Here is a 12,672-nt window from a genome sequence, read left to right as displayed (position 1 = left end):
CGAGCGGAGCGGCCTGGTGCGGTCAGGCGGCGAGTTCGCCGGCCTGGAGTTGCCAGAGGGATGCGTAGAGTCCGTGCCGGGCGATGAGTTCGTCGTGGGTGCCCTGTTCGGCCACGACGCCGCCCTTGTCCATGACGTAGATCCGGTCCGCGTGGCGGACGGTGGAGAGCCGGTGGGCGATCACGACCATCGTGCGGTCGGCCGCGAAGACCCGGAACGTACGCTGGATGGCGGCCTCGGTCTCGTTGTCGACGGCCGAGGTGGCCTCGTCGAGGACGACGACCGGCGAGTCCTTGAGGATCGCCCGGGCCAGGGCGATCCGCTGCCGCTGGCCGCCCGAGAGGGCGGCGCCGCGTTCACCGATCACCGTGTCGTAGCCGTCCGGCAGCGTCGCGATGAAGGTGTGGGCCTCGGCCATCGTGGCCGCCTCCACCAGGGCCTCGTCCGAGGCGCCGAAACTGCCGTAGCGGATGTTGTCGGCGATGGTGCCGTCGAAGAGGAAGGCGTCCTGGGCGACGAACCCGATCGCGTGGCGCAGGTCGCGCCGGCGCAGGTCGCGCACGTCCCGACCGTCGAGCAGCACGCTGCCGGACTCCGCGTCCTGGAAGCGCATCAGCAGCTTGGCGACGGTCGTCTTGCCGGAGCCGGTCGCGCCGACGAGGGCGGTGACCCGCCCGGCGGGGATGGTCAGCGAGAGGTCCTCCAGGACCGGCGGCCGTCCGGGGTAGGCGAAGGTCACGCCGTCGAGGACGATCTCGCCCTTCACCGTCGCGACGTCGAGCGCTTCCCCGGTGCCCTCGGTCTCGGCGGGCAGGGCCTCCAGCCGGTGGACCCGGTCGTAGGCGGCGAGTGTGCGCTGGTACTGGTCGACGATGCCGCCGAGCCGGTTCATCCGCAGCATCACCATCTGCGGCAGCCCGATCAGCGGGCTGAACACCTCGAACCGCAGGGTGCCGTCGAGCACCGACCGGCCGCCGAGCAGCAGGGTGCCGGCCATCGAACTCGTCGTGCAGACCCGGACGACCTCGGCGTGCCGGATCGTGCCCCGGTCGGTCTGCCGGTTGCTCTCCTGGGCTTCCCCGCTGAGCCGGTCGATGCGCTCGGCCTCGTAGTCCTCGGTGCAGAAGCTCTTGACGGTGGCGCCGGCCTCCAGGGTGTTCACCAGCTGGCTGTGCAGCCTGGCCCGGCGCTCGCCGGAGACGGCGTAGTCGGTCGCGGCCCTGTCCTGGTAGCGGAGCGACAGCCAGGCGATGACCGGGATCGGCAGGAACGCGATCCAGGCGATCTGCGGGGCCAGCAGCAGGAACGCCGGCACCAACAGGGCCAGGCTGGTGCCCAGTTGCAGCACGTCGTTGGCCGAGGTGGCGAAGAAGCTGCCCAGCTGCCGGACGTCGTCGGTGAGCACGCCGGCGATCCGGCTGGTCCGCTCGCCTTCCAGCTGCCCCAGTTCGAGGTGCTGCACATGGGCGTAGGTGCGGCCGCGCCAGTCGTGCTCGATGTCCTGGCCGAGCCCGCGCCACTGGAGGTTCGAGGCGTACGAGAGGCCTGCCACGGCGGCACAGGCGACGGTCACCAGCCCTGCCAGGCCCCAGAGTTGGGCGGTGGCGGTGGTCAGGCCGAAGCGGACCAGCGGCGCGGCCTCGCCCTTGATGAGGACCAGGGCGGTCCAGCCGAGGAAGGTGCCGAGCGCCATCTCCGAGACCTGGCAGGCGACCGAGAGCGCGGAGGCCCGGTAGAGGCGCCGGCGGTGCGGCCCGACGACCTCCCGCAGCGGGTGCCGGCCGCTGCCGGACCCGGACAGCTCCCTGGTCCGCTCGACCGCTCGACGCCATGCCGTCCGGACGACGGCGACCGTCGCGACGGCGACCCCGCCGAGTGCCACCAGCTGCCTGCTCAGCGCCGACCCGCGGATCAGCGCGAGGCCGGCCGCCGCCCCGCCGCCCACGGCGAGGACGGGGCGCAGGACGGGAGCGCGGTCCGGCCGCGTCCCCGGTCCGACGGCGGGCCGGGCCGCCGCCGGCGGGGCGGTCCTGACCGGACCCTCCGCGACCCGGGCGACCACCCGGCGCAGGATCCGGCCGACATCCGCGGCGGGCAGCAGCGGTTCGTGCCGGACGAGGACCCCACCGGTGATCGGGTTCACCTGCGCCTCGGTGATCCCGGGGACGCGACGCAGCGCCGCCGCGAGGACTTCGGCCGTCCTCGGCCGTCCGAGGACCAGCTTGACGTCCCAGCGCTGGCGGCCCGGAATGACCGAGCGCGGGCTCACGTCCGGATCCACGGAGCGGAATCCGGCCGCGGCACCCAGCAGAGATGGCATGTGTACGATCACCTGTTTGCAGAGGTCGCGAACGATCCGCCATCGGGCATGACGGAACACTGCGACGGAGCGGAATTCTGAACGGGCGGGCGATGCGGCCGGAAGGCCCTCGGCCGGCCACCGCGTGGACACGGCGCGCGAGTTCGGTCGTGGCGTGCGTCCAGGCGGTGGGTCAGGACATGACGATGAATCAGGAAATGACGGTGCGTCAGTTCACCTTGCCGGCACCGGCGGTCGCGCGGATCTTCGGCGCCCTCGCCTCGGCGTCGCCCGGGGCGGTCGCCCCGGCCTTCTCCTCGACCGGGGCCGCGTGCTCGGCGGCGCGGTGACCCTCACCGGAGGTGACCTGGGCCGCCACCACGTCGGCGGCCACCTCGGCCGCGAGGTCGTGGATGTTCTCGCCGGCCTCGTGGGCGGCCTTCTTCACCTCCATGACGATGCCGACGGAGGTCTTGACGACACCGCGCACCAGCGGCTTGAGGAGGCGCTTGGCCAGCGGCGCGACGACGAGACCGATCAGGAACGGCGGAACTACGGGCGGCATGGTGTTCCCATCTCTCTACGCAGACGGATGACAGGGGACCCGGGCGCTTCGGACTCCGGAGCGCGCACAGCAGGACGGACGGAGGTACCCGTCTCGCGGGATGACCGGTTCCCCTCGCGGATTTCCCGCGGAACCGAAACTCCTCGCCGATGGGGTCCACCGCCCGCTCCTCCGTCACCGTAGTCGAGTCGAGCTCACCAAAACCAAACGTTCCCAAGGGGATTCACTCGTGCGAGTGCAATCCGAACATAACCCAGAACGAACGCTTGTATGTACGCCAATCAATTGGTCAGATAATATTATTTATCGATCAGTCACAACTTTCAGTTCCCGCGCCACCCGCCGACGCAGGGCGGGGAACGGCAGCGCGCCACCTCCCAACACCGCCTCGTGGAAGGCCCGCACGTCGAACCCGGCACCCCGGCCGGCCTCCGCCTCCGCCCGCAGCCGGACGAACTCCAGGTAGCCCGCGCGATAGGAGAGCGCCTGCCCCGGCAGGTCCGTCGAGTACCGCAACAGGTCCGAGGCGATCTGGCCGTCCTCCTCGGTGGAGTTGGCGCGCATGAAGTCCCGCGCCCCCGCCAGGTCCATCGTCCCGAGGTTGAGCCCGGTGTCGACGACCAGCCGCTGCGCGGTGAACCGCTCCTGCGCGAGACGCCCGTACGCGTCCCACGGGTCCTCGTAGAGGCCCATCTCCCAGCCGAGCCCCGCCGCGTACTCGGCCCAGCCCTCGTTGAACGCGCCGAACTCCGCCGCCTCGCGGCGCAGTCGCGGCAGCGCGGCGTCCTCCGCCTGCCGGGCGAGGTGGAAGTGGTGCCCGGGCGCGAGCTCGTGGTAGATCAGGGAGGCCGAGCCGATCAGGGACCGCCGGTCCAGGTCCGAGCCGTTGTAGCGGTAGCGCCCGACCGCACTGGCCGCGGTCGGGGCCTCGTAGTACCCGAAGGTCATCCCCGGCTCCAGCGCCGGGTCCAGCCGGGCCAGCCCGTACGGCGCGGTCGGCAAGGTGGCGAACCACTGCGGCAGCCGCGGCTCCAGCCGGTCGAGGTGGCCGCGGAACCGGGCCTCGACCTCCTCGGGCGTCCGGGCGTACAACCGGGACTCGGTCCGCAGCCGCTCGTGGAACCCGGCCTCGGTGCCGTGGAAGCCGAGGGCCTCGCGCACCTCCCGCATCCGCTCGGCCAGTTCGCGGCACTGGTCACGGCCGAGCTCGTGCAGCCGCTCGGGCCCGGTGTCGCTCCCGGTGTGGGTCCGGACGAAGTCCCGGTAGGCCTCCTCGCCGCCCTCGTAGTGCGCCCACCCGACGTCCCGCGGCGCCCCTCCCGGGTACGCCGGGTCGTCGACGCACCCGAGCAGCCGGTCGAAGGCCGGCGCCAACTCGGCCTCCACCAGCCGCCGGACACCGTCCCGGAGGCGTCCGCGCCCGGCCGGCCCGAGCCCACCGAGCCGGTCGTCCGCCACCGTGACCCGGCGCCCGGCGGAGGACCGCAGGCCCTCGACCGTGGCCCGCACCCCGGCCAGGGCCGGCGCCGGCACCCGGAAGCCGCGCGCGGCCTGGCCGGCCACCTTGTCACCGATCGAGCCGACCATCCGCGCGAGGTCGTGCACCAGCGCCACGTACCGTTCACCGTCGGCTGGTTCGGCGAAGCGGAAGGCGCCCAGGACGGCATCGACGTACAGCGACAGCGGGAAGAGCCGGTACGGCGTGGCGGCGGGCGTCAGCCAGTACCACCGGTGGGCGCGCAACTCCTGTTCCGCCAGCGCCACGAGGACGGCCGCGGTGTCGGCATCGGCACCGGACAGCTCCGCGCCGTCCAGCGGCCGCATCCGCTCCAGCACACCGGCCGCGAACCGCTCCCGCTCCTCGGACTCGGCGAACGACGCCCCCGGCAGCGCCTCGACCGGGAGCCCCTGGCGGACCCGCAGCAACGGCTCCCGCTCCAGCAGGAACTCCCAGTAGCGGTCCGCCAGATGGCCCACCTCACGGCCCGGCTCGTTCGTCGTCATGTCGACACAGTGTGGCGACGACGGACCGCCAGGTCACCCGGCAGACGACGGACAGGCCCCGACACCCCTCGAACGAGTGAATATGAATCGCCCCGCCGACATCCCGCGCCCGGCGCACGCGCGGCTCCCGACAAGGCGGGAGAGCCGACCCCCTTCAATCGAACACGCCCTTCCCCTTGGTGAGTTGACTCGCCACCGCCAAGGCCCGGTGGCACCATGACGCCATGCTCCGTCGCCCCCTGCCGGCCGCCCTCGCGGCCGCCCTGACCGCTGCCGCCCTCGCGCTCAGCGGCTGCGGCAGCACTGCCACGTCCTCGACGAGCACCCCCCTGGTGGACCGCGGGACCGTCCGGATCGCGGCGGCCGGCGAGACCCCGAGCTTCGACCCGTACTCCACCTTCGGCGCCTCCCAGGCCCGCTACGCCTACGACTCCCTGGTGAACGTCGCCCCCGACGGCACCCTGGTCACCGGCCTGGCCACGTCCTGGCAGGCCACCGCCACCACCGCCGACTTCACCCTCCGCCCGGGCGTCACCTGCTCCGACGGCACACCCCTCACCGCCTCCGCCGTCGCCCGGTCCCTCAGCTACGCGGGCGACCCGGCCAACCAGCTCGCCGGCGCCCAGACCGTCCTGCCGAACGTCCCGTTCACCACCACCGCCGACGACACGACCGGCACGGTGTCGGCGACCACCACCGCCCCCTTCCCGTTCCTCACCCGCAGCATCGGCCTGCTGCCGATCGTCTGCCCGGCCGGCCTCGACCACCCCCGGTCGCTGGACCGCACCACCCAGGGCACCGGCCCCTACGTGCTCACCCGCTACGCCCCCGGCGGGCCCTACGAGTTCACCGTCCGCGACGGCTACACCTGGGGGCCCGCCGGGGCGACCACCGCGGAGCCCGGCCTCCCCGCGCACATCGTCATCGCCGTCGTCCCCCAGGCCTCCACCGCGGCGAACCTGCTGCTCACCGGGGGCGTCGACATCGCGAACGTGAACGGTCCCGACCGCGCCCGGCTCACCGGCCACGGCCTGGCCGTCACCGACGTGGCCACCGTGGTCGGGCTGACCTTCTTCAACCAGCGCCCCGGCCGGGCCCTCGCCGACCCGGCGCTGCGCCGCGCCCTGGTCTCCGCCCTCGACCGCCAGGGGCTCGCCAACGTCGCGGTCGGCGGCACCGGCCGCCCCGCCACCGACTTCGGCGCCGAGGGCGCCCTCTGCCACGCCGACCTCGCCGACGCCAACCTGCCCGCCCAGGACGGCGCCGAGGCCCTGCGCGCGGCCGGCTGGACCCGCTCCCCCGGCGGCCCGCTGACCAAGGACGGCCGGGCGCTGCGGCTCCGCCTGATCACCAGCCCCGACCTCGGCCCGACCCTCACCTCCGTCGCCGAGCTGATGGCCCGGCAGTGGACGGCGCTCGGCGCGCGGGTCGACCTGGTCAGCGAGAGCCTGCCCGCCCTCGTCAACGCCATGTACCAGAGCGCCGACTTCGACGTGGTGGTCGGCACCTCGCCGGGCTTCGCCCTGCCGGTCGGCTTCATCCCCTTCTTCTCCGGCCCCACCCCCGCCCAGGGCCTCAACTTCGCGGGCGTGCGCAACCCCGAGTACGACGCCCTGGTCGCCCAGGCCCTCCGGGAGACCGACACGGCGGGCTGCGGCACCTGGAACCGGGCCGCCGCCGCGCTCTTCCGCGCGGCCGACGCCCTGCCGATCGCCGACGGCCGCAGCGGCGTGTACGGCCACCGCACCACCTTCACCACCACCTTCGGCGGCCAGCTCGTCCCCACCAGCATCCGCCTCCACCAGTGACCGGGGCCACCATGTCCGTACCCCGACTGCTGCGGCACCCCTGGACCGTGTTCCTCGGCCGCCGCACCGTCCGGCTGCTCCTCTCCCTCGCGGTCGTCCTCACCGCCTCGTTCGCGATGATCCGCCTCGTCCCCGGCGACCCGGTCCGCGCCGCGCTCGGCGTCGACGCCGCCCCCGCCCTGGTCGCCGCCCGCAGGCACAGCCTCGGGCTCGACGCGCCGTTCCTGTCCCAGTACCGGCACTACCTCGGCGGCCTCCTGCACGGCGACCTCGGCACCTCGCTGACCACCGGGACACCGGTCGCGGAGCTGGTCCGCACCCGGCTGCCGGCCACCCTGGAGATCGCCGGGCTGGCCTTCCTGGCCACCCTCGCCGTCGCCCTGCCCGGCGGCCTGCTCGCCGCCGTCCGCACCCGCGACGGCCGCCGCCCGCGCACCGAGCTGGCGTTCACCGCCGTCACCGCCGGCCTGACCGGGGTCCCGGACTTCGTCCTGGCCGCCGGACTCACCGCGCTGCTGGCCGTCGGCCTCCAACTCCTCCCGGTGGCCGGTGCGGCGGGCGTCGAGTCCTTCGTCCTGCCCGTCCTCGCCCTCTCCCTCGCGCCCACCGCCGTCCTGCTGCGCATCGTCCGGGTGGAGGCGCTGAAGGTGCTGGACGAGGACTACCTGCGCACCGCCCGGAGCAAACGGCTGTCCCCCGCGCGGTACTACCTGCGGCACGCGGCACCGAACACGGCCACCGCCGCGCTCACCGTCGCCGGGAGCCTGCTGCCCGGCCTGATCGCCGGCACCGTGCTGGTCGAGAAGGTCTTCGCCTGGCCCGGCATCGGCTCGGCCATGGCGCAGTCCGTGGTCGCCCAGGACTACCCGGTGGTCCAGGCGATGGTGCTGGTGCTGGGCACCACCGTGCTGCTCGCCGGCCTCCTGGTCGACGTGCTGCTCGCCGTGCTCGACCCCCGCTCGGCGATCAGGGAGATGTGACCATGAGCCTTCCGTCCGGCCTCCGGCGCTCGCCCATGGCCTGGGTCACCGCCGTCATGCTGGCCTCGCTCGTCCTGCTCGCGCTGGTCGGACCGCTGGTCTGGGGCGCGGCGGCCGACCGCCCGGACCCCTCGGCGGTGCTCCAGGGGCCGTCCGCGGGGCACCCGTTCGGCACCGACAACCTCGGCCGGGACCTGCTCGCCCGGGTCCTGGCGGCCACCCGGCCCTCCCTGCTGCTCGCGCTGGCGGCCGTCCTGCTCGGCGCGAGCGCGGGGGTCCTGCTCGGGGCCGCCACCGCCGTGCTCGGCCGGCGCGCCCGCCGGCTGACCGCCGGACTGGTCAACCTCCTGCTCGCCTTCCCGGCGCTCCTGGTCGCGATGTTCCTCGCGGTCGTGTTCGGCGCGGGCGCCGCCGGGGCGGTGCTGGCCCTCGCGGCCGCGGGCGTCCCCGGCTTCGCCCGGCTCGCCCAGACCCTCGCCGCCGGGGTGGCGGGCACCGACCACCTGGCCGCGGCCCGGGTCCTCGGCCTGCGCCGCCTGCGGCTGCTGTGGCGGCACGTCCTGCCCAACATCGCCGAGCCGCTGCTCCTGGCCACCACCACGGCGGCGGGGACCTCCCTGGTCGCCCTCTCCGGGCTGAGCTTCCTCGGCCTGGGCGTCCAACCACCCGGCTACGACTGGGGACAGCTCCTCAACCAGGGGCTCGACCGCGTCTACGCCGAGCCGCTGCCCGCCCTCGCACCCGGTCTGGCCATCCTCTACGCGGCCCTGACCTTCCAACTGTTCGGCGAGGTCCTGGCCGGGAGCGTCGCCCGGCGCGGCCCGGCGCCGCGCACGCCCGTACCGACGCCCGCCGCGAGCGGCCCCGCCGAGGACGGCCTGGTGCTCCAGGTCGAGGACCTCCACGTCGAACTCCCCACCCCTGACGGCGTGATCCGGCCGGTGCGCGGCGTCAGCCTCGCCCTGCGGCCGGGCGAGACCGTCGGGCTCGTCGGCGAGTCGGGGTCCGGCAAGTCGCTCACCGCGCTCGCCGTCGCCGACCTGCTGCCGTACGGTGCCCGGGCGCCCCGGCGCACCCTGCGGCTGCTCGGGGCCGACCTCGCCGCCCTGCCCCCGAAGGAACGGGACCGGCACCTCGCGACGGGCCTGGCGGTGATCTTCCAGAACCCGGCCTCGGCGCTCAACCCGTCCCTGCGGATCGCCACCCAGCTCACCGAGACCGTCCGGGCCCACCGGGGCGCGAGCCGTGCCCGGGCCGCCGCGGAGGCCGCCGACGCGCTGCGCCGGGTCGCCCTCCCCCCGGCGCTGCTGCGCTCCCGCCCCCACCAGCTCTCCGGCGGCCAGCGCCAGCGCGTGATGATCGCCTCCGGGCTGATGGTGCGGCCCGGCCTGATCATCGCCGACGAGCCGACCACCGCGCTCGACGTCACCGTGCAGCGGCAGATCACCGGGCTGCTGTCCGAGATCCGGCGGGACACCGGCGCCGCGATCCTGTTCATCAGCCACGACGTCGCGCTCGTCGGGGAGTTCTGCGAACGCGTCCTGGTGATGTACGCGGGCACCATCGTCGAGGCCCTGCCCGCCGACCGCCTCGCCGACGGCGCCCGGCACCCCTACACCCGGGCCCTGGTCGCCTCGGTCCCGGAGCTCACCGCCGACCGCGACCGGCCGCTGCGGACCGTCGACGGCGCACCGCCCGACCCGCTGCTGCCCGCCCCGGGGTGCGCGTTCGAGCCCCGCTGCCCGCGCCGCCGGGACCACTGCGCCGAGCAGGCCCCGCCGCTGGAGGACCTCGACGCCGGCCACCGGGTCGCGTGCTGGTCCCCGGTACCGGTGGCGGCGGACCCGGAGGCGGTGGCCGCGTCATGACCGAACTCCAGGTGACCGGCCTCACCGTCCGCCACCCCGGCCCGCGCGGCCCGGTCACCGCCGTGGACGGCGTCTCGCTGGCGGTCCCGTCCGGTACGACGCTCGGGCTCGTGGGCGAGTCCGGCTCCGGCAAGTCGAGCCTGGCCCGCGCGATCGTCGGCCTCACCCCCGTGCACGCCGGCCGGGTCCTGCTCGACGGCCGGGAGGCCCGCACCCGCACCGTCCGCGACCGCCGCCGGCTCGGCCGCCTGGTCCAGGTCGTCCTCCAGGACCCGGACACCGCGCTCGACCCGCGGATGACGGTCCGCCAGACGCTCGTCGAAGCGGCCACCGTCTTCCGCCGACTCGACCGGCCCGCCCGCGCCGAGCGCGTCACCGAACTGCTCGGCCTCGTCGGCCTGGACCCGCGGCTCGCCGACCGGCTGCCACGCCGGCTCTCCGGCGGGCAGCGCCAACGGGTCGCCATCGCCCGCGCCCTGGCCGTCGAACCCGGCCTGCTGATCGCCGACGAGATCACCTCGTCGCTCGACGTCTCGGTGCAGGCCTCCGTGCTCAACACGATCCGGGAACTCCAGCGGCGGCTCGGGCTGTCCATGCTGTTCATCGGCCACAACCTGCCGGCGGTCTGCCACGTCTCCGACGCGGTGGCGGTCATGCGGCACGGCCGGATCGTCGAGACCGCCCCCACCGGAACCCTCCTGCGCGCCCCGAGGCACCCGTACACTCGGACGCTACTCGCCGCCGTGCCGAGCCTGCGCACGCCGCCGCCCGGGGAGGGGCCGCCATGACCGACGTTCGACCGGACGCCGTGGTCGTCGGAGCCGGGGTGATCGGCGCCGCCGTCGCCCTCGAACTCGCGCGCGCCGGGCGGCAGGTGGTCGTCGTGGACAAGGCGGGCGCCGTCGGCCACGGGTCCACCAGCGCCTCCAGCGCGATCATCCGCTTCAACTACTCCACCTTCGCGAGCGTCGCCACCGCCTGGGAGGCGCAGCACCTCTGGACGTCCTGGCCCGACCACCTGCGGCTCACCGGCCCCCGCCCGCTCGCCGCCTTCCACCGCACCGGCGCCGTGCTGCTCGACTCCCCCGAGGTCGACCCCTCCGAGACCGCCGCCCTGTTCGAGCGCGCCGGCGTCCCGTACGAGCGGTGGGACGCCCCGACGCTGCGCAAGCGCCTTCCCGGGATCGACCCCGGACGGTACTGGCCGCCGAAGCCGGTGGACGACGACGCCTTCTTCGCCGACCCGTCCGGCGAACTCGGCGCCCTGTTCACCCCGGACGCCGGGTACGTCGACGACCCCCAGCTCGCCGCCCTGAACCTCGCCGACGCCGCGATCGGGCTGGGCGCCCGACTCCTCCTCCACCACACCGTGGTGGCCGTCGACCGGCAAGCGGACCGGGTCACGGGCGTCCGCCTGGCCGACGGCTCGCGGATCGCCGCACCGGTCGTGGTCAACGCCGCCGGCCCGTGGTCGGGCGGCCTCAACCGGCTGGCGGGCGTCGGCGCCGACTTCACGATCGGTGTGCGTCCGCTGCGCGAGGAGGTCCACCAGGTCCCCGCACCGGACGTCCGGACCGCCGACCCCTTCCCCCTGGTCGCCGACCTCGACGTCGGCACCTACGTCCGCACGGCCCCCGGCGGGCAGCTCCTGGTCGGCGGGACCGAGCCGGACTGCGACCCGCACGAATGGATCGACGATCCGGACGAGGCCGATCCCCGCCCCACCGCCCGGCGCTTCCGCACCCAGGTGACCCGGGCAGCGCGCCGGTTCCCGGCGCTCCGGGTCCCCAACCGGCCCCTCGGCGCGGCGGGCGTGTACGACGTCGCCGACGACTGGACCCCGATCTACGACCGCACCGCCCTCGACGGCTACTACGTCGCGATGGGCACCAGCGGCAACCAGTTCAAGAACGCCCCGCTGGTGGGCCGCTACCTCGCCACCCTGATCGACCGCGTCGAGGCCGGGCACGACCACGACGGCGACCCGGTGCACTTCCGCTGCGACCACACCGGCACCGTGGTCGACCTGGGCGCCTTCTCCCGTCGCCGCCCGGTCCGGACGGACTCCGCGCGGACGGTCATGGGCTGATCACGGGCAGCTCGCGCACCAGGTCCCCGACCACGCCGACCACGAACTCGGGCGCCTCGTGCGGGAAGTCGTGACCCGTCCCCGCCGGTGTGTACACCAGCCTCGACGCCGTCGACGCCGCCAGGTAGCGGACCCTGCTGCGGAGGTAGAAGCGGCTGATCCGCTCGGCCTCGACCGCGTCCCGGGCACCGGCCAGCACCGCCTCGCCGCCGATCAGGTCCCGCGGTACCACCAGCACCAGCGGCAGGTCCCCGAGATCCCCGTCGTACACCACGGTGTCCCAGCCCACCTGTGCCAGCCCGGACGGCGACAGCTCGGCGAAGATCGACGCGGCGGCGCAGCACGGCCCGGTCCGGCCGCCGGGGCCCCGGTGCGCGCCGAACAGCTGCCGCACCGCCATCAGCAGGACGCCCCGGCGCAGCGCCGCGAGCTGCCCGTTGGGCGGCGCGAAGGCGATGACCTCCAGGGGGGTCGGGTCCAGCAGGACGAGCCCCGCCACCAGGTCCGGCCGGCGCCTGGCCACGTTCGCGACCAGCAGCCCGCCGAAGGAGTGGCCGACGAACACGAAGGGTGCCCGCTCCCCCGCCGCCTCCAGCGCCGCCGGAAGCTCCGCCGCCTCGGCGGCCGTCGTCCGGGGGAACGGCCCGACGTCGCTCCAGCCCGTCCCCGGGCGGTCGACCAGCACCGACCGGGCCTGGGCCGACAGCATCGTGTGCAGTTCCCGGAGGTCCTCGCCGGGGGCGTGCCCGCCGGGCATCCAGACCACCGTCGGCCCCGCCCCGGCCCGGCCCTCGGCGAGGACGTGCATCCGGTGACCGCCCACGTCCACCAACCGCCCCGGCGGCGGATGCGCCCGCGCCTCCCGGGCCACCAGCACCAGGTGCCGAACGGCCCCGGCCGCCAGCAGCACCCCGACAGCCAGCGCCAGGCCAGCGAGCGCCACCGACCAGGCCGCCCCCACCGCGAGGAGGCCACCGCCCGCTGCCGCCACCGCCAGCGCGACCGGCGCCCCGATCCAGTCCCGGCTCACCACCGCGAGCAGGGAGTTCGCCATTCGTC

9 protein-coding genes are annotated in these 12,672 nt (G+C 74.9%); 5 read left to right on the top strand and 4 right to left on the bottom strand.

The annotated features are described in order from the left end of the window. Window positions 1-22: 22 nt before the first annotated feature. From ACFY4B_RS22160 to ACFY4B_RS22150, 3 genes are all read right to left on the bottom strand, one after another. Window positions 23-2,320, bottom strand: coding sequence for an ATP-binding cassette domain-containing protein (locus ACFY4B_RS22160; RefSeq protein ID WP_387970093.1), 2,298 nt, complete (start codon window positions 2,318-2,320; stop codon window positions 23-25). A 208-nt stretch (window positions 2,321-2,528) separates the two neighbouring features. Beyond that, on the bottom strand, window positions 2,529-2,864 hold the full coding sequence (locus tag ACFY4B_RS22155; protein WP_387970090.1) for a DUF5132 domain-containing protein: 336 nt from the start codon (window positions 2,862-2,864) through the stop codon (window positions 2,529-2,531). A 303-nt stretch (window positions 2,865-3,167) separates the two neighbouring features. Then, the gene (locus ACFY4B_RS22150; protein WP_387970087.1) at window positions 3,168-4,868 is read right to left on the bottom strand and encodes a DUF885 domain-containing protein; all 1,701 of its coding nucleotides are present in this window, start codon (window positions 4,866-4,868) and stop codon (window positions 3,168-3,170) included. A gap of 224 nt (window positions 4,869-5,092) precedes the next feature. On the opposite strand from ACFY4B_RS22150, the gene ACFY4B_RS22145 reads away from it, so the two are divergent. From ACFY4B_RS22145 to ACFY4B_RS22125, 5 genes are read left to right on the top strand one after another with little or no spacing between them, the layout of a single operon-like run. Then, window positions 5,093-6,676: an ABC transporter substrate-binding protein gene (locus ACFY4B_RS22145; RefSeq protein WP_387970084.1), complete on the top strand. Its 1,584-nt coding sequence runs from the start codon at window positions 5,093-5,095 to the stop codon at window positions 6,674-6,676. 11 nt (window positions 6,677-6,687) lie between these two features. Further along, complete coding sequence (locus ACFY4B_RS22140; protein ID WP_380775360.1) at window positions 6,688-7,656, top strand: ABC transporter permease; 969 nt, start codon at window positions 6,688-6,690, stop codon at window positions 7,654-7,656. 35 nt (window positions 7,657-7,691) lie between these two features. Continuing rightward, a complete protein-coding gene (locus ACFY4B_RS22135; protein WP_387970341.1) occupies window positions 7,692-9,524 on the top strand; it encodes a dipeptide/oligopeptide/nickel ABC transporter permease/ATP-binding protein in 1,833 nt (610 codons plus the stop codon). Then, window positions 9,521-10,312 (top strand): ABC transporter ATP-binding protein, encoded by a 792-nt coding sequence (locus ACFY4B_RS22130; protein WP_049651163.1) that lies wholly within the window; start codon window positions 9,521-9,523, stop codon window positions 10,310-10,312. Before ACFY4B_RS22135 ends, ACFY4B_RS22130 begins: the two co-directional genes overlap by 4 nt. Beyond that, window positions 10,309-11,613, top strand: a complete 1,305-nt coding sequence (locus tag ACFY4B_RS22125; RefSeq protein WP_387970080.1) for an NAD(P)/FAD-dependent oxidoreductase — start codon at window positions 10,309-10,311, stop codon at window positions 11,611-11,613. Before ACFY4B_RS22130 ends, ACFY4B_RS22125 begins: the two co-directional genes overlap by 4 nt. On the opposite strand, the gene ACFY4B_RS22120 is transcribed toward ACFY4B_RS22125, so the two are convergent. Beyond that, window positions 11,603-12,667: an alpha/beta fold hydrolase gene (locus ACFY4B_RS22120; RefSeq protein ID WP_387970077.1), complete on the bottom strand. Its 1,065-nt coding sequence runs from the start codon at window positions 12,665-12,667 to the stop codon at window positions 11,603-11,605. The genes ACFY4B_RS22125 and ACFY4B_RS22120 overlap by 11 nt on opposite strands. Window positions 12,668-12,672 lie beyond the last annotated feature (5 nt).

The organism is Kitasatospora sp. NPDC001261 (assembly GCF_042896795.1).
Lineage (GTDB): Bacteria > Actinomycetota > Actinomycetes > Streptomycetales > Streptomycetaceae > Kitasatospora.
The sequence above is the reverse complement of the archived record's forward strand: the minus strand, read 5'-3'. Positions and strand labels throughout refer to the sequence as shown.